Source organism: Vibrio sp. D404a, assembly GCF_030248535.1.
In the GTDB taxonomy this organism is placed as follows: domain Bacteria; phylum Pseudomonadota; class Gammaproteobacteria; order Enterobacterales; family Vibrionaceae; genus Vibrio.
Window position 1 is genome coordinate 253,740 of the sequence record NZ_JAHGAJ010000005.1, and the last position, 26,426, is coordinate 280,165.

A 26,426-nucleotide genomic window follows, 5' to 3' on the forward strand; every position below is an offset into this window, starting at 1 on the left:
CAGCGCCTTAGAGTGGAGGGTTACTATCTGAATTTATGTTGGGGTTTGATTTTAAGTTGTTGTTTTATATGGGGTTTTATCTCTTTGTCGTACAGTTTTATTGTAGGGTTCAATCCGTCATAACGCAGTGTTTGATTATGAAAATCCTCCATATAATGAACCCAACTTAAACAAACACACACTTAAAAACAGAGGTCATTATGAACACTTCAACTCTTATCAAAAAAGCACAATTTGAGAACGGCACTATGTTCGAAACAGGCGAAGAGATGCTTTATGTTCTTCAACTTAACGGTAGCTGGTATGAAATGGGGCAGCAATACGGTGCTCTTTCAGCTGAGCACATGCAAGCGATGTACGATGTGCTTGTTCAACCAGAATTTGATAAAGGTTTGATAAGCCAAGAAGACGCATTCGAGATGTTCGGTGCTCGTGTATTTGCTTCACTTTCACTGCGTCGTAAACAGTACTTCCAAGGCGTTGCGGATGCATTGAACTGGCCAGTAGAGAAAGTCGTGGTTCTTGATCAAAGCGGTCCAATGGCTATCTACCTTGGCAAGTTACACTCATTTTCTGGCTGTTCTTCGTTGGCAACATGGGGTGATAGCACAACCAATGACAACATGGTAGTTGGTCGTAACATGGACTGGAGCGAGTTATTCCTAGATTTTCCAATCTACACAACGGTTTACAACCCGACAGATGGCTCTAACAGCGTAGTGAACGTGAGCTGGCCAGGTTGGACGTGGATGGTAACAGGTTTTAACGACAAAGGCGTGTACACCGACCTTCATGACGGTACATCAATGGGTGGCAACATTGTTTCCGTTGAGAAGCCTTCGTTCCTTAACTCAGTGTTCGACTACATGACTGAGTCTGATTCAGCACAAGCTTTGAGTGCACGTTTCCAAGCGGCTCGAACAGACGTGGCTTCTATCTGGATGGTTGCAGATAAAGACGGTGAAGCGTGTGCTTATGAAAATACGATTCAAGAGAACCGCAAACGCGTATCAGACAAAGATGCGAGCTCATTCGCAACAGTAAACACCTTCTTGAATCCTGATTGGGGTCTAGGCAAGCGTGAAACGTTGAGCTTCTCTCTTAAGCGATTCGATAACCTAAATGCTCGTCATGACGACCATAAAGGTGAAATTGATACTCAGGTGATGCGCGATATCTTCGATTTACCGCTTTACGATGAAGAGGGCAATTTCAAAGAGAACGGTGGTGTGACCAAGCCAACGAACCAAGATGTTGACTTAACTAACTACCAAGTGGTTGCTGATCTGAATGAACTGCAAATGTGGGTGAAACTGCCAGCGCTAGGTTCACAAAGCGATTGGGCTCACATCGATGTGAAATCACTCTTTAATCGTTAATCGTTAATCGTTAATCGTTAATCGTTTGATGTAAAAACAGATAGATAAAGTTTGCCAGTAGGGACACAGGCAAACTCCTATTTAAATACTCTTTAACGCCTGAGCTTGTAACTCCTGGTTTTTAAAACCTGAGCTTGGCGATATTAATCCTGCTTCTGCTTATTTTTAAAAGGTAATAACTAACGTGAATTTACGACCGTTCAGATTCTATTGTCTGATGGTTTTCATTTCGCTGGCGATGGGATGTGCCACTTCATTTCCTGAAGTTGAAAGTGATTTCGAACAGAACTGGCAACCAACAGAATTTCAAGCGCAAGCTTACCTAATTCCAACTGCACCCGAGGCGTTGGCTCGCCGAATCGAACTGGTTCGTGCTGCTCAAACTAGCATTGATATGACCTACTTTTCGTGGGATGAAGATCTGGTAGGGCTGTTATTGCTCGACGAAATCAAACAAGCGGCAGACCGAGGTGTAAAAGTGCGTCTGACCTTAGACGACTTGTTGGTATTCAACGAGAAGTGGCTGGCTGATTTAGCGAATCACATCAATATTGAAATACGCTTATTTAACTCGTTCGATTCAAGACAGACAGGTTGGTTAGGCAGAGTGGTCGATTTTGCAGGAAATAGAGCGACTCTAGACCATCGCCTGCATGAGAAATACTTCAATGTAGACCAACAACAGATGATATTAGGCGGTCGCAACATCGGTAATGCGTACTTTGGTTACAGCCCAAAGGCAAATTTCTTTGACCTTGATGTTCTGTTCCAAGGCGACATTCTTCGTCCATTCGAAGACAACTATGAGGCACTGTGGATCAGCGAACTACTCACGCCAATATCTGAGCAGATAAAGGTCAAATATCAGAGAGATTTTCCGCATTTCAATAGGGCGCTCGCTAAAGCGCGAAATAAGGCGAGTGAACCCGAGAGTGTGATTGAGCTTTCTGTACAGCAACTAACATCGGTGACTTTTACTGATGTGTTAGCAACGCCAGTATTTGATTCAACGAAAAAGCTCACTAACAGCCAGCCCTATTTTCGAGCTCGTGTGGAGAGCTTCCTTAAAGAGCCACTCAATAACGCTGAGCATGTGTTGATATCGACCCCTTATGTGATTCCAACAGAAGGGCGCTTTAAGGCGATTGAAGCGCTGACAGAGAAACAGATAAATGTTGAATTGGTGACCAACTCTTCAAGCTCGAATGACTCCGCTTTTGTCCCAGCCTCTTACGAGGTAAGCCGTGAGCAATTGCTTGATAAAGGGGTAAACATTCTTGAATATAAAGACAAAGCGATGAATGACGACCATTACTTTCATGGCGATACTTATTACCACAATAAAACCGTCGTGGTAGATAACAAGCTGACTTATATCGGCTCGTCGAACTTCGATCCGCGCTCTGATTTCTTGAACATTGAATTTGGTTTGTTTGTTGAAAGTGATGAGTTTGCTCTTCAAGTGGAGCACTACATTAAGAGACAAAAAGATCAGCTGTTCTGGACAGTATCACGCAACCCAAATAACCAAACGGAGTGGGTATCCGGTGATCGGGTAGAGACCACATCGCCAAATTACGGAGCTGGGCACACAGTACCAGACTGGATCATCAGAAAGCTCAATATTGAATTAGAGCTTTAATCTGAATCGAACTTGGTAGACCCTAGGTGGATCTTTGATAAGTAAAGCGCAAAAGGGGCAGAGGTTGCCCCTTCGTTTAATGGCGTTCTGCTTGTAGCGATACGAAGTGCTTAATGTACTCGTCTACCGCTTTGATAATGGATTTTTTGATCTCTAGAATTGGCTTGGAGTGGGTATTCCAGAGCGCGAACGAAAACTTCAAACCGTGCTTAAGTTCATCGAGTTTAAGGGGTTCGAGATGTTCGGTGACGTATTGCGATTCCGAAAGCACTTTAGGAAACCACGCCCAACCTAAGTCACTCTGGACAAGCTTAATCGCCAACGCCAGTTGATCGATCTCTTCGTTGTCGGCTGAGACAACAATCTTCTCTTTTAAACCATCATGAACGAACGCTCGCAATACAAATTGACGAGTGGTTCGTAATGCACTTAACACCTGATCTTCAGGGAGTTTGGTTAATGCACTGCCTTTTTTCACAAACGGCAAAAACTCCATATGCCCGATGAAGGTTGAATCCTTGCCATACATGCCTTTGCTTTTGTCGATGTTGACTAAACCAAAGTGGATCTCGCCATCGTTAATGCCTTCTTCTACTTCTTGCTTAGTTTTCACCAAAAAGTTAACGCGCATATTGGGGAAGTCTAGAGCCAGCTGTTCTCTTATTGCAGAAAGCAAGCCGTGAGGCACCACGCTAGAGTAGGCAAAGTTAATGCGTTCAAGGCCACCGTAAGAGAGGCTTAAAGCGATTTTGTCGAAGATCTTGGATTGGTCTATGGTCGACTTGGCGTAGTGATAAAGCAGTTCGCCCTCTTCGGTCGGCTCTACGGTTCGGCCAATGCGTTCAAAAAGCTCAACGGCCAACACATCTTCCAAGTTGGCGATGACTTGCCCTGTAGTCGTTCTGTGTTTGTTGAGCTTTGCTGCGGCTTTACTGAAAGAGCGTTCTTCATAAACAGTAACGAATGCCAAAAGCTGCTCAATGCTAAAATTCATGGTGTGGCCTTTCCCTGTATCCATGTAATGCTATTACTTAAAACTAACACTAATTCAGCAAATTACCACGAAATTGAATCGGAGTTACGACAAGCATTACGTGAATTCGTAGTGAATCAGAACGACTAACTGACGATACACTGACCCATAATGACAAATGAACAGCCAATCGCCACCGCCCAACATACTGAACGCAACACGCCGATATTGAGTAAATAGAGGGCATGGTAAGCAACTCTGAAACCAACGTGCAGTACCGCCAAAATCTCGATAGTGCCACTTATTGTGCCTGTCGCTATAGCAAGCAAAATAGCCGATGCGAAGACGATAAGGGACTCAAAAGCGTTCTGGTGTGCCGCCAGCGCTCGTGCACCAAAGCCCTTTAATTTTGCCTGTTGTTCTCGTGGATGATGATTGTCATAACCACCGAGCTTATTCATCGCAATGGCAACGGGTATTTTCGCTAGATAAGGAAGTAGAGCAGCAGCGATCAAGCTATAGATTAAGGTATTCACATTATCATCCTTGAGTTATCAAACAGTAAGAGTAGAGAACCTGAGCTTCAGTTATTGATGGGGGTTTAAAGCACGCTTTAGGCCTTCCAAATCTCTGCTTCCCAGATAGACGTGTTTACCGTTCGCCAATGTCAGTTTTAGTGCTTTGCCGACAGAGGCGTTATAAAGCCAACCATCTTTCAACATCCGAATACCAATACCTTGATACCACTTGGTCTCATAGGGTGATGTTTCAATGATCTCAGAAAGGTCGACTTCTTTACGAAGGAAGCCAAAGCCAAAATACCAATACACTCGGTTTTCGGTGACACCGATTGTCATGGAGTAAAACAACACGGCGATCAATAGGTTGATCGTCAATGCAATCACTGCGCTGCTAAGGTGATTTGATGTCAATAGTATAAAAGCACTCAGTATCACAAGAATGCCAAGCAGTACTTTATTCATTTCCGTTTGTTTGTACATAACGTTCAACTCCCTGACTTTACTCAGCACACCAAGGTGCAAGTGCTGTGGTTCATTTTAGGCTGGTGTCTGGCTTTTCTCTATTGATTTTCAAGTTTGTAGACTATCGGCATCACCACAGTTATGGGGTGAGGGGCACGATGGCGTGGAAATTTTGTCGCGAGAAGTGTTCTTGTGGCTGCGGTATCCAAAATGTTATGCCCAGAGCTTTCAATAATCGTAATGCCGATTACATTCCCATCTTGAGCAATATCGGCTTGAATCATAGCGGTGCCTTCGAGGTTTAGTTTTCTCGCCTCTTCAGGGTAATACACTTTGGTTGCTAACCTCGCACCATACTCCTGCTGATCAATGGTATATGTGTTTTCGTCATTGGAAGTTGAAGTACAGCCAACGACCATGATAGCCAAAATTAGAGATATTGCTTTTTTCATTGTTATAAATCTATTAGAAATTAATTAGTTAGATAATTGTCTGTGAACAGTGACTGACGATAAACCTGACACACGACTCATTAGGAAAGAGAGTGCAGCTTCTAAATAAGGGTTATTAGAACTGACTCATAAGCTTGGGTTATAATTATGAATATTTATAAGAATTACAATCATTTGCATTTAATTTATGAAGTAGGTCCACCAAATAAGGATATGCGGTCGTATGGTGTTAGAGACACTAAAGCCACACCAGCGAGTTTGCTTGATAACTATTGGACGAGTTTGATCCGTCATTAGAGAGTTAGAGATTTGAGTTTATCGGTCAACAATACCTGCAGTACGGAAACAGGTGGGGCGTTGTACCTCACCAATAGGAGGGAACGCCCACTTTGTATTGTATAGGTATTAATGATGAAAAAACTGACCCGACTGACGCTTGCACTTACTGCTATCGGCCTCGCTTCACCCCTTATGGCACAGGACTCTGAGCCAAACCCTTCTGACTTAACAGAGACAAGTACCTCTGCGTATTTTGGTTTGAACAACCAAGGTGCATTGAAAGGCTCTATCTCTGGTGATTTTCATTTTGATAACGGCCAAACCGGCATGCTAACCGTGGAAGGAACCATGGACAAAGAGGGCAAGTACTCAGACAGCCGCATGCAATATTTTCATGTATTCACTACAGATAACCATGTTGTACCAAGAGCCGCTTTGTCAGTGGATGTAATTGATAATGCGATGTTCACTTCGGCCTCGGTAGGCGGTGTTGCGGCTATTAATGCTGGCGTTGAAGGGCTGCAATTGTTCCCTCGTTTAGGTGTGCTAGCGGGTGAGTATTCTGATGAATCTCTAAATGCATTTAATGTTAAAAGTGGAGAGGCTTATGGTGTGTCAGCAGCTTTCTATGCGATGTACACGCTAGGAAACGATGGAACCTATATTGGTGCGTGGCCCGAGTACAATTACTTAGATGGCGACATTGAGACGTCACTGCTTAAATCAACGCTCATGATTGCGACTCCGTTCTCACAAGATAAAACACGTTGGGGACAACTTCGTGTCGATAACACCTCTGGCTCAATGAAAGCTAACAATCAATCTATTGATATCGACGATACGGTTGTGTGGGCAAACTACAAGTTCTACTTTTAATTAGAGCGTTGTAATTTTTATAACAAGCACGGTCTAAATGGCCGTGCTTTTGTCTATATGGGGAATGGGTATGGGGAATGGGTTGCGTAAGAGCGGCAACGACAGGTCGAAATGAACCTCCGAGAGAGCCGTTTAAGGCAGGGTTGCGTCCGTCATATGAGAGTTAATGGAATGGCAGAAATCATCAATAATGGTTTCAAAGAGGTACACAGCCTTACTCATTTAGCACACACCAATCGAACCATTGGAGTTAAGAATATGAATAATAAAGTTACGTCAAACACTCTAAAGAAAACTGCATTGGCATTGATGGTCGCCCTGTCCCCCAATGTTTTTGCTTATGATCTTGTGATCATGAATGGCCGAGTGATGGACCCTGAAACGGGGCTAGATAAGGTCACTAACGTTGCTGTTGATAACGGGCAGATTGTCGAAATCACAGACAAAGTTTTGGAAGGCGATAAGGTTATCAATGCTGAAGGCTTAGTGGTGGCTCCGGGCTTTATTGATACCCACTCACACGTCGTTGCGATTCCAGTGATGCAAAAGCTTCAGCTTCGTAGTGGTGTAACAACCCCATTGGCGCTAGAAGTGGGTGCATACCCAGTGAGCGATTGGTACAAGCGCTTAGAAGGACGCTCCCAAACCAACTTTGGTGCGAGTGTTTCGGCGGCGGGTATTCGAACTAAGGTGCTAAACAGCAAATACAACACCCGCACAGGTACCATGATTAATGACATTTTTGATACTGAAGAGGCGAAAGCATCGGGTATCAGTGGTGTTGCACTGAGCGAAATTGCCAACAGCGAGCAGATTGAAACCATTACTCAGATGGTTGATAAAGAACTGAAAGAGGGCGGCTTAGGTATTGGCGTTCCTGTGGGTTACATGTCGAAAGCGGCAACGACAATTGAAACGAAAGAGTGGCAACGTTTGGCGGGTGAGTACGGTGTGCCGACTTTCCTCCATGGTCGTTTTTCCAGTGAAATGCCACCAACTTCAGGTTTGTTAGGTATTGAAGAGATGCTTTCTGGTGTGGGTATCTATGGTGGTGGTTTGTTGGTTCAACACATGCACCAGCAAACTCTGAATGAAACGCCGGCAGCGCTGAAAATGCTGGATGATGCTCGAGACAAAGGGTTTAGCGTGATGGCGGAGATCTACCCTTATAATTTTGGTGCCACTATCGCGGCTGCGGACTATCTCGCTCCCGATAACTATCAGCGTAACATGGGCCGTGACTACTCAGACATAATTGAAACGGAGACCATGAAACCGCTAACCAAAGAACGTTATGAGCAGCTATTGAAAGAAGATCCGGGTGCAAGTGTGATGTTCTATGGTGCGACCAATGAAGATCTGAAAAATGCATTGGCACACGAATCTACGATTGTCGGCAGTGATGCATTCCCGCTGATGAAAGATAACGGCATGATGGCGTACAGCTGGAATACATCTTATGAAGGCTTACAAGGTCACCCGCGTGCAGCAGGCACACAAGCTCGTGTATTGAAAATGGTGCGTGAAGACAACCTAATGCCATTAATGTCTGCGGTATCTAAAATGTCTTACATGCCTGCCAAGTTTTTGGAAGAGAACGGTATTGAGCAGATGAGTAAGAAAGGGCGTCTCCAAGTGGGTGCTGATGCAGATATCACGCTATTTGATCCAAACACAGTCACCGACAACTCAACGCTCGAAGAACCTGGCCTACCTTCGACGGGTATTCCCTATGTTGTGGTAAATGGAACTGTCGTCGTGGAAGACTCAAAAGTACTGAAAGGTGTGTACCCGGGTAAAGCGATTCGAAATAGCCTGAGTAACTAACACGTTCTATTCGTTCTAAAAGACGTTAAATCCTAAGCCTTGTTGAAAGACAAGGCTTTTTTGTGCCTTACGTATGGTGGGAGGATCCCGTCCATCTTATGCGATTCAGAAAAAATAGTAGCTAGCCTTAAAGTAGCGCTGTCTTAAGTAAGCAGCGAGCGTGGCATGATGAACAATAAATGGGTTGGTTTGATTCTGTCGCTTGTTGCCTTGAACAATGCGCCTGTGCTCGCTTTTGAAGTCGAGATTGATGGGTTAACGGGCGAGCTAGAAACCAATCTAAGATCGCACCTTGCTGCTTATGAGAATCACAGGCTAGATCGAGTCAGTCAGCGTCAGTTTCGCTCTGTCATCGACACCGCACTCCACCCTTATGGGTACTATCACTCAACATTTAAATCGACCGTGACAGATGATCACCTAAAGCTTGAGATTGTTGCTGGAGAGCCCGTGAGGATATATTCTCTGGATATCCGTTTGGATGGATCTGCCGCTCATGATGAAGAGTTTTTGGCGTTGCTTACTCAAACCCCGTTGCAGCTAGGAGCGGTGCTCAATCACCAGAGCTATGACACATTAAAATCGAAGCTGTTGTCGCTAGCGATGCGTAAAGGCTATTTCGATGCTCAGTTTTCTGTAGCTCGTATGGAAGTGATTCCAGACCACAATCTCGCCAATATTCAGCTTCATTTCAATTCTGGCGACCGATATCAGTTTGGTGAGGTGACGCTACATAACAATCAGATTGAATCCTCACGCACACAAGGCTTAGCCACATTTGAAGAAGGTCAAGCCTATGAGGCGCATCTGGTTTCGGAATATCAAGCTCGGTTGATTGAAACGGATTGGTATCGTGATGTCGTGTTAGCTCCGAACTTAAGCAGTGGAAAGAAGAGTCACCAAGTACCTATCGATATCTATCTCACGCCGAAATCCAAACATATTGCTCAAGTGGGGGCGGGCTACTCAACCAATACTGGGGCGCGTGGGTCACTGCGTTGGTTGCAGCCTTGGTACAACGAGAAAGGGCACAGCTTTGAGAGCAAACTTGAAATCTCGGAGCCTGAGCAGTCTTTGTTGTTGGGGTACAAGATCCCCGAACGAGATGTTATCAACGATTACTATGGGGTTCGCTTTGAAGCCAAACACACGGATTACCTCGATACCTTGAGTGTGCTGGGGGGCCTCACTTTTGAAAAGCACTGGCGGCTGGATGATGATTGGCAAAGCACGGTGTTCTTAAAGTATCTGTATGAGAACTATCAACAAGCCTCAGACAGTAATGAAACGCAGCTGATGATGCCGGGGATTGAATTTCTCTATGAGCCAAGCCGAGAGGATAGCGCCAGTGTTCAACACCGACACCTATACTCAGTGGCTTACTCTTCAAGCAACCTGCTATCGGATTCTGAGGTTCTGAGAATAGAAAGGAGCAGTCAGTTGAAGTGGGCGATAGCAGACAATCACAGAGTTTTAATGCGCTCTTATTTGGGCGCTAACTTTGCTGATTCAATTGAGGATGTCCCCTCTTCGTTACGCTTTTTTGCGGGTGGAGATAACAGCATTCGCGGCTATAAATACAACTCTATTTCACCCAAAGATGAAGCGGGCGAACTCACCGGAGGACGTTTCGCAGCAACATTGGGTTTGGATTATCAAGCTCGATTATACGGCTCTTTGTGGGGTGGTCTGTTTTACGATGTGGGTGATGTATTTAATGAATCGTCGCACTGGAAGCAAGGGGCGGGACTGAGCTTAGAGTGGGATTCGAAATGGTTACCTATCAAGCTCGATATCGCCAAAGGTAAACAGTCGGAAGATGACTATCGCTTGCACTTGTCGTTTGGTGCCACCTTCAAATAAGGGAGTTTGGCTGGCGATAATGTGATGGTTTTGTGCACGAAAACGCTTTCGTTCACGCTTTGAAAGAGAATTATCGCCAAATTTATTACCTCCCTCGCAAGAGTGCTGTTAGTATGGCTGCAATAGTCGGGGGGCAACTGCATCTTTTTGTATTTGCTGAGATCGAATTTCGAGACCCGTTGAACCTGATTCAGTTAGTACTGGCGTAGGGAACTATTGACACTGAAACCTATGCGGTGCCTCGTGAATTAACTCTATTTTTGCGATCTCTGGTGCCTTCTCTTCTTGGTTTGAGTGCGGTTCTCCTGCGTCTTTTCGATGGTAGGAGCGACCATGACCCAGAATTCCAACACGCAAAACAACATTCAGTCCATTCCCTCAGATACACCTATTGTATTAACCATTGCAGGTTCAGACAGTGGTGGTGGTGCAGGTATTCAAGCGGATATCAAAGCCATGTCTGCAACGGGCAGTTTTGCTTGTTCTGTGATCACCGCAATCACTTCGCAGAACACTCAAGGCGTTTCTGCCATTTTTCCTATCCCCCTCGATCATGTCTCTAGTCAGCTGGATGCCGTTTTCAGTGACCTGAATATTGCTGCCGTTAAAGTCGGTATGTTGGCAGATTCAAACATCATCAAGGTAGTAGCTGACAAGATTAAGCAGTACCAACCTAAGCACTTAGTGATCGACCCTGTGATGGTGGCGACCAGTGGTGATTTGCTGCTTGAGCAATCTGCGATTAGCACCTTAAAAGAAGCGCTTATTCCACTTGCTGACATTATTACGCCAAACCTTCCAGAAGGCGCGGCACTGACAGGTAAACCTGTACCAGAAAGCGAAGCCGACATGCAAGACATGGTTGAAGAGCTTCGAGCATTGGGTGCTAAAGCGGTGCTTTTGAAAGGTGGCCATTTAGAGCAAGACGAAAACAGCAATGATCTGCTGATTCTGCCAACCAGCACTGCACTTATCAGCGCAAAACGATTCCCAACCAAAAACACACACGGCACTGGCTGCACGCTCTCTTCGGCTATTGCCTCTTACCTCGCTCAAGGTAATGACCTGACTCGATCGGTTGAGCTTGGTAAGCGTTATATTTCTGAAGCTATCGCTCATGCGGATCAATTAAACGTGGGTCAAGGTCACGGCCCTGTGAATCACTTTTACTCTGGTCACGCTGATGTCCGATAAGCCTCTTGGCGTTGAATTGACCAACGCCAGTATTCGCTATCTCGATAACGAACTATCGACGTTGCAAGGACTGAATTTGTCTGTGGCAGCGGCTCAGTGGACGGTGCTGCTTGGTCGAAGTGGCTGCGGTAAAACCACAATTTTGCGTTATCTGGCTGGGCTACTGAGTCACAACATCGAGTGGCAGGGTGGCTTGCACACCAGTGACGGTGAAGCCTTGGAAGGTCGCATTGCGTATATGGCGCAGCAAGATCTTTTGCTTCCTTGGTTATCGGTGATTGATAACGTCTGTTTGAGCCAACGCTTTTCTGGCAAAGGTTGGCGAGGCATGGATAACCGAGAAGAAAGCAGTGAAGAGAATCAACAGCGTGCAATGTCGCTGCTCGAGTCTGTCGGCCTCGCTGATTATGCCCACGCCATGCCACAGCAGTTGTCGGGCGGCATGCGCCAGCGAGTGGCTTTGGCACGAACCCTGATGCAAGACAAACCTATTGTGTTGATGGACGAGCCTTTCTCAGCGCTAGATGCGGTCACGAGACACAAGCTGCAAACCCTTGCGGCTAAGCTGCTAGAGGATAAAACCGTGGTCTTGATTACTCACGATCCGCAAGAGGCAGTTCGACTCGCGCATCATCTTTATGTATTGCAGGGCACTCCAGCGTCAGCTCAAGCGTTGCAGGTGCCCACAACACTTCCTCCGCGAACCATAGATGGGCAGTGTGCCAGCATTCAGCAACAGATTTTAGAGCAGCTGGAGCAAGACTATGAATAGTTCTGAAGCGCTGACCAAGCCGCAACCAGTGCCAAGTGATAAATCTAGAACCATGAGTCCGTTTCTACGGGTGATGATCAGTACGCTGATCATTCTTGGTCTGTGGCAGCTGGTGGTCGTGGTGTTTGAAATGCCGAGCTTCATTCTGCCTGCACCTATGGAAGTGTTTAACAAGCTGATTGAGCGTTATGACGTCTTGCTCAAACACACTTGGGTCACGGCGCAAGAGATCCTACTTGGGCTTCTGCTTGGTCTATCTATGGGGCTGTTCTTTGCTTTGCAAATGCTGTTGTTTGAGCCTTTAAAGCGTTGGTTACTCCCTATTTTGATTGCAAGCCAAGCGGTGCCCGTATTTGCGATCGCTCCGGTACTAATGCTGTGGCTTGGCTACGGTATTGCCTCCAAGGTTGTAATGGCGGCGATCATCATCTTCTTCCCAGTGACGACGTGCTGCTACGACGGATTGCGTAACACGCCTCGTGGTTACCTCGACCTAGCACAAACTATGGGCGCAACGAAGTGGCAAAGGCTGCGCCATATCCAACTGCCCGCTGCGCTACCGACTTTGGCGTCAGGTGTGCGTGTTGCGGTGGTGATTGCTCCTATCGGCGCGGTAGTCGGTGAGTGGGTGGGTTCGAGTGAAGGGTTGGGCTATCTGATGCTGCAAGCCAATGCACGAATGATCATTGATGAGATGTTTGCTGCGCTGTTTATCTTGGCGGTGCTCTCTATCTCGCTTTACTTCATCACAGACAAATTACTCAAAAAGGCGATCCCTTGGGAAAACCAGCACTAAGAGATGTTTGTTAGCAAGAGATCGCCAAGCTACAGAAAGACTAAACCAGTTTAAAAATGGTGAGGGTAGAAACGCGTAATGCGGATATCCCGCTCACCAACACACTATAAAAATCGAGAAAGTTCAAAAGGAAAGGTTAATCGTGAAAAACACTAAATTGATGGGTGCGGCTGCACTGATAGCTTCATTGGTTTCAGGACACGCAATGGCTGACGAGACAAAAGTCACGCTGATGTTGGATTGGTTTGTAAACCCGAACCATGGCCCAATCGTGATTGCTCATGAGCGTGGCTACTTTGAAGAGCAGGGCTTAGAAGTGGAAATTCAAGAGCCAGCAGACCCAAGCACGCCAGCAAAACTGGTTGCAGCAGGGCGCGTTGATCTAGCTGTTACCTACCAACCAAGCCTAACCATGGATGTTACAGCAGGCCTGCCGTTAGTGAGAGCGTCTACGCTTATCGCGACACCACTGAACACGCTCATGGTTTTGGACAATGGCAAAAACGATTCGTTAGCGGATCTAAAAGGTAAGAAGATTGGTATCGCAATCGCGGGTAATGAAGAAGCGACGATCGGCACCATGCTGGCACAAGAGAATGTAGCCTTCACTGATGTTCAAACCATCAATGTCGGCTGGGCACTCTCTTCATCTCTGGCTTCTGGCAAAGTGGATGCGATTTGGGGCGGCCTGCGTAACTTCGAAACCAATCAATTGGCTCTTGAAGGTTACAAAGCAAAGGCTTTCTTCCCAGAAGAGCACGGCGTGCCAGCGTACGATGAGCTGATTTTTGTTGCTAACGCGAATAAGCGTGACGAAGACGCTATCCGAGCGTTCAACAAAGCGCTTGAGCAAGCAACGACCTATATTGTGAACCACCCAACTGAATCTTGGAAAGAGTTCGTGGCGTACTCGCCGGACACTCTTAATAACGAGCTTAACCAACGTGCATGGAACGATACACTCACTCGTTTCGCACTTCGTCCATCAGCGGTTGATCTTAAACGTTACGATGACTATGCCCAGTTCATGTTCGATAAAGGCATCATCAAATCACTACCAAAAGCAGCTGATTACGTACCGACGTTCGAATAAGGAACATCATGAAATATCAAGATTTAATAGCAGCTTGTCAGCAAGATTGGCAAGACTACACCGAGCATGATTTTGTTCAAACACTGGCGCAGGGTACTCTGCCTCAGCCGTGTTTTCTTCACTACCTGAAGCAAGACTTTTTGTTTCTAAAACAGTATGCCCGTGCTTATGCGTTAGCCATTTATAAAGCAAACACCTTGGCGGATATGCGTCGTGCATTGCCAAGTGTGCATGCGCTGCTTGATTCCGAGATTGGACACCACGTTACTTACTGTGAGAAGTGGGGCTTGACTGAGTCTGACCTTGAGAATGAACCGGAAGATTTTGGCACCGTGGCTTACACGCGTTATGTGTTGGATGCGGGTATGACGGGCGATCTGGTTGATCTCTATGCTGCACTGGCGCCATGTTCTATCGGTTACGCTGTGATTGGTAAGGCGCTGCTGGAAGATTCTAAAACGGTCTTGGAAGGTAACCCTTACCGAAGCTGGATTGAATTGTACGGTGGTGAAGAGTTTCAAAGCGGTGTTGCTACAGGCGCGGAGTATTTCGACCAGCTGCTAGCCGAGATTGATATCAATAGCCAGCGTGGTCAAAGGCTGATCCACATTTTTAAAACCGCAACACGCATGGAAGTGGCGTTTTGGCAACAAGGGCTAGATGCCAACGACTCAACTTTTCCAACGTCTAACTAGAGGTTTTTATGCTGACTGAACAGATTAAAAGTGCACTGCAAGCGGTTCGAGAACAGAAACCATTGGTGGTTAATATCACCAATTATGTAGTAATGAACAACAGTGCTAATGCTTTGTTGGCGTTAGGGGCTTCTCCGATTATGGCGCACTCTACACAAGAGATGGCTGAGATGATGTCTTTCGCCGGTGCTTTGGTAATCAATATCGGAACGCTAGACAGTGTATGGACGCCACGTATGGAGTTTGCCGTAGAGCAAGCTAACGCGAACGGAAAAACAGTGGTTCTGGACCCTGTCGGCTGCGGTGCCAGTCAGCTGCGAACGGAAACGTCGCGTCGTATCGCGCGACTCGCAGATAGTTTGATTATCCGTGCTAACGCGTCTGAGATCATTGCCCTAGCCGGAGAGCAGGCGCAAAGCAAAGGTGTTGATGCTCTAGATAGCAGTGAGGCGGCATTGGGCGCTGCCAAGTTCCTTGTGGCCGAATACAACGCAAGCGTGGTGATTTCTGGTGAGACTGACTATGTCGTCACTGCGGACTCGGTGACGCAACTGAACAACGGTCACGCCATGATGCCTTACGTGACGGGTATGGGTTGTACCTTATCAGCGTTGACCGGTGCGTTTGCAGCGGTTGGTGACAAGAGCGGTTTAGCGGCAGCAGCGGTATTGGGTGTTGCGGGTGAGATCGCTGCAGAGCAGTCTCAAGGCCCGGGCAGCTTGCAGCTCAATATCCTTGATGCTCTATATCAATTGGATGAAGAGACGCTTATTGCTCGTCTAAAGCTGACGGCTTAGCTTACAGTTTGACTAACAGCTTAGAATAGCCCTGAAGCCAAAAACAATAACCCCGAGTCTTATCAACTCGGGGTTATTTTTATTGGTATAGACTCAACTGGCCGTGATTACGACATCCGCTAGGTGCTTTTAAAACGGTCAACTTGGCTCTTAAGGTGGTGTGCTACCTCAGTCAAGTCACTTGCCGCCTCCGAGATCTTAGCCACAGACTCTTGGTTGCTTTGCGCAATGGTATTGGCACCTTGAGCATTGTCACCCAGGGAACGGGTAAGGCTGTCTTGTTCATCGACCGAAGTTGCAATCTGGCTGTTGGCTTGGTTCAAATCTTGAATGTGTTGGTTAATCACATGCAAGTTTTGAGACGCTTGCTGAGCCTGTGTAGACGCTTGAGATACCGTGCCGTGACTCTCTTTAATCGATTCGAGAGCGTCTTTAGCGCCACGCTGTAACGAGGTAATGAGATCGTTAATCTGGCTCGCTGACTCTTGGGTGCGTTGGGCTAGGGTGCGAACTTCATCCGCTACTACAGCAAAGCCTCGACCTTGGTCGCCTGCGCGGGCTGCTTCAATTGCCGCATTGAGTGCCAGCAAGTTGGTTTGCTCAGTTACACCTTGAATCACCTCTAAAATCGCGCCAATATTCATCGATTCGGCATGTAGGTCGCTCACTTTTTGGCTACTGAGCTGCATTTGCTCGTCCGCTTGACCAATCTCTTGCAGGGTCTTGTCTACTTCGGTTAGACCCATAGCAACGTTAGATGTAGCTTGGCTTGCCACCTCAGAAGCATGGTTAGCACTGGATGCAATTTCTGACGTGCTTGAGGCAAGTTGAGAGACAGCCGAAGAGATGTTGATGATCTCGTCGTTGAGTCGTGCCGCGTTGTTTGAACCGGTTGTGGTGACGCTGTCGAGCGATTCAGACATCTCACCAATGCGTAGGCTAGAGGCGTTCACTTGCTGAACGATATCGCGCAGAGACTCAATAGTGGTTTTCATATTCTCAAGTAGCTGACCAATTTCGTTCTGGTCGGTTACACGCACATCGACACTCAAGTTACCTTGGGCCAGTTCATTGGTGATCTCTTTAACCTGAGCAATACCTTTGTTGATTGAACGGGTGACTAGAATTGCACTGGTTGTTCCAACCAATAATGCAATACCAGTGAGTAGCACAATAATCTGAATCGAGCGCTCTTCGCTGAGTTCAAGCTCTGGAATAAGCGCGTTTTTCTGTTGCTCGATGATAGATTGTGCATCTAGTACGGCGACAGCAAGGGTATCACCTAAGCTGGTCAGTTGGGTTTGAAGCTGCGCGTTCTCAAGTTTCTGTTGGTGGACTTGCTCAAAACCCGCTGCGTAGGCTTCGCGCTGATCGGTAAAGCTATCGATCAACTCAGCTTGGTAATCCGATGATTCAAGAGAACGGATGTCGCCCTCGATGCCGGGTAGGGCATATTCAAACAGGTCTTGACCCGATTCATAGGTTTTTGGGTTGCCATCGTTAGAGTAGCTAAGGACTGCTATCTTAGCTGCTAGGAAGTTCTCCATTAGCATACCCGCGTATAAACTCGCGTTGGAGTCGTCGTTATTGTAAGACTCATACAGCAGGCTTTGAGCGGCTTTCAGTGCGTTCTCTTCTCGTTTAACCATCTCAACCGTGACTAGCTGGTGGATGAGCTGCTGGCTCTGGCTCATTAAACGGTAAGCTTGGTCAAATTCGGCGATACTTTGCTGCACTTGCGATAGACGCTCTAGGCTGTCGCTGTGTTGAGTTTCAGTTAGCAAGGCTTGCAGCAGTTGATCTATTTCGTCTTTATTGGCGAGATATTCTTGCTGATATTGATCATTGAGTGTTGAAAGGTAGCGCTCTGAGGTGAGGCGCATTTGCAAAAAGTGGGTCTCAATGTTGCTCGACTCTTCTGCTTGATTACTGAGTAGGCTGTAGTCCTGAAAACCCTTGGATAGAGTTTGGATCCCTTGGAAGCTAACAAAACCCGAGATGATGAAAAAGAGTAAGCAGATGGCATAACCCAGCTTCACTCTTAGAGAGATTGATAGTTGACGCATATACATCCTTATAATCCGCGTTTCACTGTATGTTTGCTTGGAAGCACTGGCAGAGTATTTCACATTTATCATGCAAGAGCATGCAAAATGTAACATTTTTGTGTCACTTGTAGGCGTTTTGTTGTTTTTGGATGCGGTTCTCAGAGTTTCTGAGTGGTCTCATGTGTGTCTAGTAACATATTATTAGGGTAAACGCGGGAACAGCTCGATAAGGTTTGGTGTATAGGCCACTATCAAGAAGAGATTTTGATGTGTATGGCGTGATCAAACGGTAAACTAGATGCTCAACAAAAAGAAAGCGCTGTGATAAATAATAAGTGCGTTAATAGGACCCCAATTCAATGAACAATCCATATAAACTTTATCTTGTTACCGATGACCAACAAGACTTAGCCACACTAGAACATGTGGTGGAGCAAGCAGTCGCGGGCGGTGTGACTATGGTGCAGGTGCGAGAAAAGCACGGTGACGTAAGAGCCTTCATTGAGCGAGCACAGCGTGTAAAGACTATCTTGGAAGGCACCGGTGTCCCTTTAATCATTAATGATCGCGTAGATGTGGCATTGGCGGTGGATGCTGATGGGCTTCATTTGGGGCAGTCGGATATGCCTGCTGCGATGGCGCGACAATTGATTGGTGACGATAAGATTCTTGGTTTGTCGATTGAGAATGAACAACAGCTTGAAGAGGCCAACCACCTGCCGATTGATTACATAGGTTTGAGTGCTATTTTCGCTACACCAACTAAAACCAATACTAAAAAGCATTGGGGTGTGGAAGGTTTAAAGAAGGCGCTTGAAACAACCAAACTGCCGATTGTCGGTATTGGAGGCATCAACGAGGGTAATATTCCTGAGTTGATGGCGACGGGAGTGCATGGATTAGCATTGGTGTCAGCGATTTGTCACGAAGATGACCCAAAGGCGTCGTCTGAGTACCTGCTTTCTTTGATGGGCTAGCTCATAGCCTAGTTGATTGGAAAAGTTAAATTGACGAGAAAAAACTCAGTTGAGTCGAAGACGTTCAGTGAGTAGAAGAAGCTAAATTGAGTCAAAGAAGTTTAACTGGCTAGAAACAGCTTAATTGACTAGAAAACAACGGCTCTAAAAGAGTAACTTGTTTTCTAGTCATATCTTAGCGAGTTCAGTGTTAGCGGAACTCAGCCTATTGCATGCAAAGTGCGACGGTACCAGCAATCATCAGAGCGATAGCAATGTACCAACCGATCTGTGCTTTGTTGTCTGCCACGAACACCTTGATGTAGTTTACTTCTTCATGAGCCATCGCAATAAAGTCGGTGTAGTTAATCGACAACTCGCGACGTGTCTCTTGCAGTTCATTTTGAAGCTTGTTGAAAGCCTCATCCATAAACCCTTTCATTTCACTTGCTGCTGGCTTACCCATTAGCAAAGTGTCCCAAATTGCCATGCGTGAAGCATACTCACTATCACTAACACAGTTCAATACACGTAAGTCATACTCACGCTTGTTACGCTCTTTCCCCATTTTCAATGGGCAAATATTCTTTAAAACGTTCACAAATAATTCCAAAGGTTCATTCAGGTAGAAACGAGCACCAAAATGGGCTCATAAACTGGGGTGAATCGAGATTCAAAAAGTGACCTGTTTAATGAACATGGTTTAAGTAACGTGCCTAAGTATCTGAAGAATCACCAGTAACTCTGACGCCTCGCATAGTAAGTTTGAGACCCAATGACATCAACTAGGGTGTTTTGTCTAGACGACAAAGATAATTGTTAGAAAAGTCGGCAGTTTGTCTGTTTAGTGAGCGAACACTCAATCTTAGGGCTATATTTGTAAGAGAATCGTTGACCTTACCCTTGGGGTAACGTTTATAGTTGCGTTTCACCTTATATGGATTGGTTATGACACACTCACTTAAGACATTCTGGATTACGATCTTCAGCATCCTTGCGATGTTGTTGTCGACGAGTGTTTCTAGTGCGTCAACCATGGAAATGCAGATGATGGATAAAGAGACCATGGCTTGCCCACACGCAAGCATGATGACTCATGAAATCGCTGCAATGTGTTCGGTCGCTGGTGACCACCAATCTATGCATGACATGTCTCAACATGACTCCAGTCATTGCTCTCATGGTGGGGACGGCTTTGCCAATTGCTGTGTCTCTATCTGCCTGAGTTGGTCTTACCCGATTCAATCAATCAATACTTTATCTAGCTTTGCCTACTCGCTTGCCCCTTATCACGACGTGATCATAGGTAGCAAGGTTGCGCGCATTCAATCTATTCTTAGACCGCCTTCCGCTTAATTCACTATTCCACAATCTCACTACCTATCGGCCTGTCGTAACGGCTGACCCCTAGGTGCGATCTATGCGTTTTTTAACGCCATAAAATGGATTTATTCTTGTGAATATTGAATCAAGATGGTTGGTGCTACCTATTTGCACCAGCTTATTGGCGATGCCTGCATTTGCAGTCGCGGCATCGTCGAATGCGGCGGTGACTTCGACCAGTGCGAGTCACTCAAATAATGGCAGCAATACTGAATCTCAACGAGCGCATGAACGTCAGCTCTCGCTGCTCATTGAGCAAGCGCTACAGCGTGACAGTGGTCGTCAACAGATCATTGCTCAATCTCAAGCCGCTCGACACGCCGGTATCGCGTCGGCGACCTTGAGCGACCCTAAGTTGAAAGTAGGTTTTGGCGGCTTACCTGTTGATAGTTTTAAGTTTGACGAAGACCCTATGACCAACATCTCGGTTGGGCTAATGCAGCAGTTTGAACGTGGCTCGACACTGGATTTGAAAGAGCGTCAATCAACCCAACAGGCAGATGGCATCCATTTCCAAGTTGCCGTTCGTGAAAGAGAAATCACCAATACCATTACCACACTTTGGCTAGAGCTTGGCTACCAACAAGCCGCACGTTCAACGCTGCTGGAGAGTCGTCGCTTGATGGCAGAGCTAGAGCGATTCATTGAAACCAATTACGGCATTGGTAACAGCGAAGCTCAAGATCTGCTTAACGCGCAGCTTAACGTGGTGAAGTTCGATGAGAAACTGCAAGCCAATCAACAGCAGCAGCGCCGTATTGTTGCGCAGCTGTCTGAATGGTTAGGTGCGGAGTGGCTGAATGCCTCTCTGGCCTCAAGCGGAACGTCTGCAAAAGGCTCATCAACGAATGCTATTCAAGCCAATAATGCATTGGGTTGGCAAGCTCTAGAAGCGCAGCTCACCCCTTATGCTGGCAGCTCTCAATTCTATCCACTGTTGCAATCGCATCCTATGGTGCGCGCTGCGGATAGTGCAATTACTGTTAACGAAACTCAAGTAGAGATCGCAGAGCAAGCGTATCTGCCTCAATTTGGTGTGGAGGTGATGTATGCCTATCGTCAAGCTGACAACATGCAGGGCAATCCCGCCTCTGATTTGGTGAGTGCCTATGTGACTATGGATATCCCACTGTTTACGGGTAATCGCCAAGACAAAAGTGTCGAAGCGGCTCAGTATCAAGTCGGTTCAGCACGCGCCCAGAAAGAGACCTTATTAAGCCAGATGAACGCCAAAGTGAATGCGCTGTTGGTAGACAGAGACAACTTGGCTCAACGTATCGAGCGTTATCAAAAGAGCTTTATTCCTCAAGCCGATGCGACCACGCAAGCGGTCGAGCGCGGCTATCAAAACAATACTGCTCAGTTTAATGACGTGATCACTGCCATGACCAATGCGCTCAATATTCAGTTGGAGCAGCAGAGACTGATCACTGATCTCAATATCGTTAACAGCCAATTAGCGGCGCTTGTGGGTGGTTCATATCACCAGCCTTCACAATCAACAAAAACAACGCCTCAAGCGCAATAAGGAATCTTCATGAAATCATTTAAAGTCGCAAGCATTGCACTTGTCGTTGGCGCTGCAATCGGTGTTGGTGCGAGTCAGTTTTTTTCTATGAATCACGCTGCAATGAGCAGTGAATCGTCGGCCAGCAGTGCCGATGAGCCCCTGTATTGGGTTGCTCCGATGGATCCGAATTATCAACGAGATCAACCGGGTAAGTCGCCAATGGGCATGGACTTAGTTCCCGTTTACGCTGATGACCTAGCAGGCAAGAAAGATAAGCCGGGCACGGTAACCATTGATCCTTCGGTCGAAAATAACCTTGGTGTCAAAAGTGAAACCGTGATGCTAGAACCGCTGGCTCCAAAAATCGAGACAGTCGGATACGTTGCGTTTGATGAAAGTCGTCTGTGGCAAACCAACGTACGTGTCTCTGGTTGGGTTCAAGATCTGTTTATCAATGCCGTGGGTGAGAAGGTATCGCAAGGGGAGGTGTTATTCACACTCTATTCTCCTGAGCTCGTAAAGGCACAAGAAGAGCTGCTTAGTGCTTATAAAACCGGTCGTAAAGGGATGATTGCTGGCGCGAAAGAGCGACTGCTCTCTTTGGGTGTCGATAAGCTGCAAATCAATCGCATTGTGAAGCGTGGTAAGGCATCGCAAACCATTGAAGTTAAAGCGCCTGCTGACGGTGTTATCGCGACCTTAAATATCCGAGAAGGGGGATACCTTTCTCCGGCTCAAGCGGTGATCAGCGCTGGTCCACTGGACGAAGTCTGGGTTGATGCGGAAGTTTTTGAGCGCCAAGCACATTGGATTTCACAAGGCACTGCAGCTTCGATGACGTTAGATGCGGTTCCGGGTGGCGAATGGAGCGGTCGCGTCGATTATGTCTACCCAATCCTGGATCCAACCACACGTACTTTGCGCGTTCGTCTCAAGTTCCCGAACTCTGATGGTGAGCTTAAACCGAACATGTTCTCAAACATCACCTTAAAGCCTGAAAGCGAAGATGATGTATTAACGGTGGCGCGCTCTTCCGTGATCCATTCAGGAGGTGTGACGCGCGTGGTGCTGTCTGAAGGCGATGGTAAATATCGCTCTCATCGTATCCGAGTTGGGCGAGAGGCGGATGATCGTGTGGAAGTACTTGAGGGTCTAGAACAGGGTGTTGAGGTGGTGACATCTGCTCACTTCATGTTGGATTCTGAATCCAGTCAAACGGCGGATCTGTCGCGTATCTCTTCAACCAATGACGAATCAGAGCAGATGAGCAGCTCGGTTTGGGCGAAGGGCACCATTACCAACCTGATGGTCGGGCATCGTATGGCAACCATTGAGCATCAACCGGTTCCTGAATGGGATTGGCCGGGCATGGTGATGGACTTTACCTTCTCTGAGGAGGTTGACCTGTCGGGCTTGGCAAATGGCCAGTCCATCGACTTTGAAATGGAAAAGACTGAATCCGGCCAATATCAAGTTACTGATGTCAGCCAAAGCGATGATGTGATGGCGAAAGAGGTATGGGTTGAAGGCGATATCACCATGCTGATGGCGGACTTTGGCATGATCACAGTGAACCACCAAGCGGTTGATGAGTGGCAGTGGCAAGCGGGAGAGATGAATTTTACCGCGAGCGATGACATTCCACTGGGCGATTACCAAGAGGGGCAAAAAGTGCGTTTCCTTGTGGTGAAATCGGGCACGGATTACGTGCTAAAACAGATCGAATCGGCTGAGGAATAGTGATGATAAATGCAATTATTCGCTGGTCGATCAGCAATCGATTTTTGGTGCTCGTCGCCACTATCGCTCTGACGTTGGGCGGCCTCTACAGTGTGAAAAATACCCCTGTTGATGCCATTCCGGATCTCTCTGATGTGCAGGTGATCATTAAAACCAGCTATCCGGGCCAAGCGCCTCAGGTGGTGGAAGATCAAGTTACCTATCCACTTACTACAGCAATGCTCGCAGTACCCGGTGCTGAAACCGTTAGGGGCTATTCGTTCTTTGGGGATTCTTACGTTTATATCATCTTCAACGACGACACTGATATGTATTGGGCGCGTTCAAGGGTATTGGAGTATCTCAGCCAAGTTGCGCCTAAACTGCCAGCTAGCGCCAAGCCAACACTTGGCCCCGATGCGACCGGTGTAGGCTGGATCTACAGCTATGTACTACAAGACAAAACGGGTCAGCACGATCTCGCTGAGCTCCGCAGCCTGCAAGATTGGTTCTTAAAATACGAGCTGCAAACCGTCAATGGTGTGTCTGAAGTGGCGACGGTCGGTGGCATGGTTAAGCAGTATCAAGTGCAGATAGATCCTGCCAAGCTGCGTGCCTACGACTTGACTCTAAAGCAGGTCAACAGCGCCATTCAGAGCGGCAACCAAGAGACAGGTGCCTCGGTTATTGAGGTTGCAGAAGCTGAGCACATGGTGCGTACGTCCGGTTACCTGACGGGAATTGAGGATCTGAAAGCCCTGCCTCTAAAGGTGACGGCGAAAGGAACGCCTTTGCTATTGGGTGACATTGCAGACGTGAACCTAGGCCCACAAATGCGTCGTGGCATCTCTGAGCTAAACGGTGAAGGCGAGGCTGTCGGTGGTGTGATTGTGATGCGCTTTGGTGAGAACGCCAGTGAGGTGATCACCGAGGTGAAAACCAAGCTTGAAGAGCTACAACGAAGCCTGCCAGACGGTGTTGAGATTGTCGCAACGTATGACCGTTCAACCCTGATTGACTCTGCGGTAGAAAACCTATGGCAAAAGCTTGCTGAAGAGTTCTTAGTAGTCGCGATTGTGTGTGCTTTGTTCCTGTTCCACATTCGCTCATCTTTAGTGATCGCACTCAGCCTTCCTGTTGGTATTTTGTCGGCATTCATCGTGATGCACTGGCAGGGTATTAACGCCAACATTATGTCTTTGGGCGGGATAGCGATTGCGATCGGTGCCATGGTTGATGGCGCGATCGTGATGATTGAGAACGTGCATAAGCATATCGAGCGCACGCCACTTAATGACGACAATCGTTGGCAAGTAATCGGTAAGGCCGCTGAAGAAGTAGGTGCTCCGCTGTTCTTCTCGCTGCTCATCATTACCTTGAGTTTTGTCCCTGTATTCGCGCTAGAAGGCCAAGAGGGCAAGATGTTCTCGCCGCTTGCGTTCACCAAGACCTATGCAATGGCAGCGTCTGCGGGCTTGGCGATCACATTAGTGCCTGTGCTGATGGGTTACTTCATTCGCGGTAAGGTACTTCCTGAGCATAAGAACCCAATCAACAAGGGTTTGGTTGGACTGTATCGTCCGCTTCTGAACCTGAGCCTGCGTTTCCCGAAAACGATCATCGTGGTGGCTATTGCTTTGATGGCATCGGCGTACTACCCAACCAGCAAACTGGGTAGCGAGTTCATTCCTCCGCTCGACGAAGGGGATCTAATGTACATGCCGACAACCTATCCGGGTATCTCGATCGGTAAAGCGCGTGAGTTATTACAGCAGACCAACAAACTCATCAAAACCATTCCGGAAGTCGAAACGGTGTGGGGCAAGATAGGTCGAGCAGAAACAGCGACTGATCCTGCGCCATTAACCATGATTGAGACAGTGATTCAGTTTAAACCTAAAGATACATGGCGTGACGGTGTCACATCTGAGTCTTTGCGTGATGAACTGGATAGTCTGATTCAATTCCCCGGTTTAACCAACGCTTGGGTTATGCCAATCAAAACCCGTATCGATATGCTGGCTACGGGTATCAAGACCCCTATCGGAATCAAGATTGCTGGCCCTGATCTCAAGGTGATTGAGAAAATTGGGGCCGACATCGAGCCAATTCTGAATGAGTTACCGGGAACGGCTTCTGTATACGCAGAACGTGTAGCGGGTGGTCGCTATGTGACGATCGATATTGATCGACGTTCAGCTGCGCGATACGGCTTGAGCATTGCGGAGATCCAACAGGTGATCTCAACGGCTGTCGGCGGTATGAACGTGGGCGAAACGGTTGAAGGACTTGAGCGCTACCCAATTAATGTGCGTTATCCGCAAGCCTATCGTGATTCGGTGATTAAGTTGCAGAACCTGCCTTTGATCACGGCCAACGGGGCTCGCATTGCCTTAGCTGATGTCGCGGATGTGCGTTATGAAGACGGGCCGCCAATGATCAAAACGGAAAATGCACGACCAAATGGTTGGGTTTTTGTTGATATCGAAGGGCGAGACTTAGGTACTTACGTCGACAATGCCAAGCTTGCGGTCGCTGAGCAACTAGAGCTTCCGGCTGGTTACTCGTTAGCTTGGTCTGGGCAATACGAATACATGGAGCGCGCCAAGGAGCGTTTGAGCATCGTGGTGCCGATTACCATTGCCATCATCATGTTACTGCTTTATCTCAGCTTCCGCCGTGTTGGAGAAGTGATGGTGATTATGTTGACCTTGCCACTGGCGATGGTGGGGGGCGTCTGGTTGATGCACTACCTTGGCTACAACTTCTCAATTGCGGTCGGAGTCGGCTTTATTGCCTTAGCGGGGGTTGCGGTCGAGATAGGCGTGATCATGCTGGTGTACTTAAACCAAGCTTGGAGCTTTAAGAAGCAAGACCACGAAACTAGCCATAGACCACTGCAACACCAAGACCTCTTGGAAGCGATCCGTGAAGGAGCGGGTTTGCGAGTACGCCCTGTGATGATGACGGTACTAACGGTCATCATCGGTCTGATCCCAATCATGTATGGAGAAGGGACAGGCTCGGAGGTAATGCAAAGAATTGCGGCTCCTATGATAGGCGGCATGGCGTCTGCCTTGCTTTTAACCCTGCTCGTTATCCCAGCTATTTTCGTGCTTTGGAAACAACGAGAAATTAAATAACGCTCCACTAACTCATTGAATTTAAATGGCCCAGTCGCATTTAATC

The 26,426-nt window shown here is 47.2% G+C and carries 22 protein-coding genes and 1 riboswitch; of the genes, 16 read left to right on the forward strand and 6 right to left on the reverse strand.

Going from position 1 to position 26,426, the window contains the following annotated elements:
• The first annotated feature begins 200 nt into the window (after positions 1–200).
• A complete protein-coding gene (locus KI655_RS03920; protein WP_285401909.1) occupies positions 201–1,379 on the forward strand; it encodes a C45 family peptidase in 1,179 nt (392 codons plus the stop codon).
• A 217-nt stretch (positions 1,380–1,596) separates the two neighbouring features.
• A complete protein-coding gene (locus tag KI655_RS03925; protein ID WP_285402014.1) occupies positions 1,597–3,021 on the forward strand; it encodes a phospholipase D family protein in 1,425 nt (474 codons plus the stop codon).
• 76 nt (positions 3,022–3,097) lie between these two features.
• Here the strand turns inward: KI655_RS03925 and KI655_RS03930 are convergent, their stop codons facing one another.
• The 4 genes from KI655_RS03930 to KI655_RS03945 form a co-directional block, all read right to left on the reverse strand.
• Positions 3,098–4,015, reverse strand: a complete 918-nt coding sequence (locus KI655_RS03930; protein WP_285401911.1) for a LysR family transcriptional regulator — start codon at positions 4,013–4,015, stop codon at positions 3,098–3,100.
• Between the two features lie 125 nt (positions 4,016–4,140).
• Positions 4,141–4,530: an MAPEG family protein gene (locus KI655_RS03935; protein ID WP_285401912.1), complete on the reverse strand. Its 390-nt coding sequence runs from the start codon at positions 4,528–4,530 to the stop codon at positions 4,141–4,143.
• 51 nt (positions 4,531–4,581) lie between these two features.
• Entirely contained in the window at positions 4,582–4,995 is a 414-nt protein-coding gene (locus tag KI655_RS03940; protein WP_285401914.1) for a hypothetical protein, read from the reverse strand.
• Between the two features lie 80 nt (positions 4,996–5,075).
• Positions 5,076–5,429, reverse strand: a complete 354-nt coding sequence (locus KI655_RS03945; RefSeq protein WP_285401916.1) for an energy transducer TonB — start codon at positions 5,427–5,429, stop codon at positions 5,076–5,078.
• Positions 5,430–5,840: 411 nt separating this feature from the next.
• Between KI655_RS03945 and KI655_RS03950 the strand changes: the two genes are divergently transcribed.
• The 9 genes from KI655_RS03950 (at position 5,841) to thiM (ending at position 15,621) form a co-directional block, all read left to right on the forward strand.
• Positions 5,841–6,584, forward strand: coding sequence for a hypothetical protein (locus KI655_RS03950; protein WP_285401918.1), 744 nt, complete (start codon positions 5,841–5,843; stop codon positions 6,582–6,584).
• A gap of 258 nt (positions 6,585–6,842) precedes the next feature.
• Positions 6,843–8,411, forward strand: a complete 1,569-nt coding sequence (locus KI655_RS03955) for an amidohydrolase family protein (RefSeq protein WP_285401920.1) — start codon at positions 6,843–6,845, stop codon at positions 8,409–8,411.
• 165 nt (positions 8,412–8,576) lie between these two features.
• Positions 8,577–10,274, forward strand: a complete 1,698-nt coding sequence (locus KI655_RS03960) for an autotransporter assembly complex family protein (protein WP_285401922.1) — start codon at positions 8,577–8,579, stop codon at positions 10,272–10,274.
• Between the two features lie 117 nt (positions 10,275–10,391).
• A riboswitch (TPP riboswitch) is annotated at positions 10,392–10,503 on the forward strand.
• Between the two features lie 104 nt (positions 10,504–10,607).
• The gene (gene thiD, locus KI655_RS03965; protein WP_285401924.1) at positions 10,608–11,468 is read left to right on the forward strand and encodes a bifunctional hydroxymethylpyrimidine kinase/phosphomethylpyrimidine kinase; all 861 of its coding nucleotides are present in this window, start codon (positions 10,608–10,610) and stop codon (positions 11,466–11,468) included.
• Positions 11,458–12,240: an ABC transporter ATP-binding protein gene (locus tag KI655_RS03970; protein WP_285401950.1), complete on the forward strand. Its 783-nt coding sequence runs from the start codon at positions 11,458–11,460 to the stop codon at positions 12,238–12,240. The genes thiD and KI655_RS03970 overlap by 11 nt, the downstream gene beginning before the upstream one ends.
• Positions 12,241–12,292: 52 nt before the next feature.
• Positions 12,293–13,036, forward strand: coding sequence for an ABC transporter permease (locus tag KI655_RS03975; RefSeq protein WP_285402016.1), 744 nt, complete (start codon positions 12,293–12,295; stop codon positions 13,034–13,036).
• Positions 13,037–13,178: 142 nt separating this feature from the next.
• A complete protein-coding gene (locus KI655_RS03980) occupies positions 13,179–14,129 on the forward strand; it encodes an ABC transporter substrate-binding protein (protein ID WP_285401952.1) in 951 nt (316 codons plus the stop codon).
• An 8-nt stretch (positions 14,130–14,137) separates the two neighbouring features.
• A complete protein-coding gene (tenA, locus tag KI655_RS03985) occupies positions 14,138–14,824 on the forward strand; it encodes a thiaminase II (RefSeq protein ID WP_285401954.1) in 687 nt (228 codons plus the stop codon).
• A gap of 8 nt (positions 14,825–14,832) precedes the next feature.
• Entirely contained in the window at positions 14,833–15,621 is a 789-nt protein-coding gene (gene thiM, locus KI655_RS03990) for a hydroxyethylthiazole kinase (RefSeq protein WP_285401956.1), read from the forward strand.
• Positions 15,622–15,740: 119 nt separating this feature from the next.
• Here thiM and KI655_RS03995 read toward each other — a convergent pair whose 3' ends face one another.
• Positions 15,741–17,687, reverse strand: coding sequence for a methyl-accepting chemotaxis protein (locus tag KI655_RS03995; RefSeq protein ID WP_285401959.1), 1,947 nt, complete (start codon positions 17,685–17,687; stop codon positions 15,741–15,743).
• 341 nt (positions 17,688–18,028) lie between these two features.
• Here KI655_RS03995 and thiE point away from each other — a divergent pair, with 341 nt between their 5' ends.
• Positions 18,029–18,646 carry a thiamine phosphate synthase gene (gene thiE / locus KI655_RS04000; protein WP_285401961.1) on the forward strand — a complete coding sequence of 206 codons (618 nt, stop codon included), beginning with the start codon at positions 18,029–18,031 and terminating at the stop codon, positions 18,644–18,646.
• A 205-nt stretch (positions 18,647–18,851) separates the two neighbouring features.
• Here thiE and KI655_RS04005 read toward each other — a convergent pair whose 3' ends face one another.
• Positions 18,852–19,193 carry a thiamine-phosphate diphosphorylase gene (locus KI655_RS04005; protein WP_285402018.1) on the reverse strand — a complete coding sequence of 114 codons (342 nt, stop codon included), beginning with the start codon at positions 19,191–19,193 and terminating at the stop codon, positions 18,852–18,854.
• Positions 19,194–19,573: 380 nt separating this feature from the next.
• Between KI655_RS04005 and KI655_RS04010 the strand changes: the two genes are divergently transcribed.
• From KI655_RS04010 to KI655_RS04025, 4 genes are all read left to right on the forward strand, one after another.
• Entirely contained in the window at positions 19,574–19,981 is a 408-nt protein-coding gene (locus KI655_RS04010) for a hypothetical protein (RefSeq protein ID WP_285401963.1), read from the forward strand.
• 106 nt (positions 19,982–20,087) lie between these two features.
• A complete protein-coding gene (locus tag KI655_RS04015) occupies positions 20,088–21,536 on the forward strand; it encodes a TolC family protein (RefSeq protein ID WP_373417261.1) in 1,449 nt (482 codons plus the stop codon).
• A gap of 9 nt (positions 21,537–21,545) precedes the next feature.
• Positions 21,546–23,258, forward strand: coding sequence for an efflux RND transporter periplasmic adaptor subunit (locus KI655_RS04020; RefSeq protein ID WP_285401965.1), 1,713 nt, complete (start codon positions 21,546–21,548; stop codon positions 23,256–23,258).
• A gap of 2 nt (positions 23,259–23,260) precedes the next feature.
• Positions 23,261–26,380: an efflux RND transporter permease subunit gene (locus KI655_RS04025; protein ID WP_285401966.1), complete on the forward strand. Its 3,120-nt coding sequence runs from the start codon at positions 23,261–23,263 to the stop codon at positions 26,378–26,380.
• The last annotated feature ends 46 nt before the right edge of the window (positions 26,381–26,426 follow it).

Coding starts and splice junctions, on each gene's coding strand:
- KI655_RS03920 (WP_285401909.1), top strand. CDS start 201: ATGAACACTTCAACTCTTATCAAAAAAGCACAATTTGAGAACGGCACT.
- KI655_RS03925 (WP_285402014.1), top strand. CDS start 1,597: ATGGTTTTCATTTCGCTGGCGATGGGATGTGCCACTTCATTTCCTGAA.
- KI655_RS03930 (WP_285401911.1), bottom strand. CDS start 4,015: ATGAATTTTAGCATTGAGCAGCTTTTGGCATTCGTTACTGTTTATGAA.
- KI655_RS03940 (WP_285401914.1), bottom strand. CDS start 4,995: ATGTACAAACAAACGGAAATGAATAAAGTACTGCTTGGCATTCTTGTG.
- KI655_RS03945 (WP_285401916.1), bottom strand. CDS start 5,429: ATGAAAAAAGCAATATCTCTAATTTTGGCTATCATGGTCGTTGGCTGT.
- KI655_RS03950 (WP_285401918.1), top strand. CDS start 5,841: ATGAAAAAACTGACCCGACTGACGCTTGCACTTACTGCTATCGGCCTC.
- KI655_RS03955 (WP_285401920.1), top strand. CDS start 6,843: ATGAATAATAAAGTTACGTCAAACACTCTAAAGAAAACTGCATTGGCA.
- KI655_RS03960 (WP_285401922.1), top strand. CDS start 8,577: ATGATGAACAATAAATGGGTTGGTTTGATTCTGTCGCTTGTTGCCTTG.
- thiD (WP_285401924.1), top strand. CDS start 10,608: ATGACCCAGAATTCCAACACGCAAAACAACATTCAGTCCATTCCCTCA.
- KI655_RS03970 (WP_285401950.1), top strand. CDS start 11,458: ATGTCCGATAAGCCTCTTGGCGTTGAATTGACCAACGCCAGTATTCGC.
- KI655_RS03975 (WP_285402016.1), top strand. CDS start 12,293: ATGAGTCCGTTTCTACGGGTGATGATCAGTACGCTGATCATTCTTGGT.
- tenA (WP_285401954.1), top strand. CDS start 14,138: ATGAAATATCAAGATTTAATAGCAGCTTGTCAGCAAGATTGGCAAGAC.
- thiM (WP_285401956.1), top strand. CDS start 14,833: ATGCTGACTGAACAGATTAAAAGTGCACTGCAAGCGGTTCGAGAACAG.
- KI655_RS03995 (WP_285401959.1), bottom strand. CDS start 17,687: ATGCGTCAACTATCAATCTCTCTAAGAGTGAAGCTGGGTTATGCCATC.
- thiE (WP_285401961.1), top strand. CDS start 18,029: ATGAACAATCCATATAAACTTTATCTTGTTACCGATGACCAACAAGAC.
- KI655_RS04005 (WP_285402018.1), bottom strand. CDS start 19,193: ATGGGGAAAGAGCGTAACAAGCGTGAGTATGACTTACGTGTATTGAAC.
- KI655_RS04010 (WP_285401963.1), top strand. CDS start 19,574: ATGACACACTCACTTAAGACATTCTGGATTACGATCTTCAGCATCCTT.
- KI655_RS04020 (WP_285401965.1), top strand. CDS start 21,546: ATGAAATCATTTAAAGTCGCAAGCATTGCACTTGTCGTTGGCGCTGCA.
- KI655_RS04025 (WP_285401966.1), top strand. CDS start 23,261: ATGATAAATGCAATTATTCGCTGGTCGATCAGCAATCGATTTTTGGTG.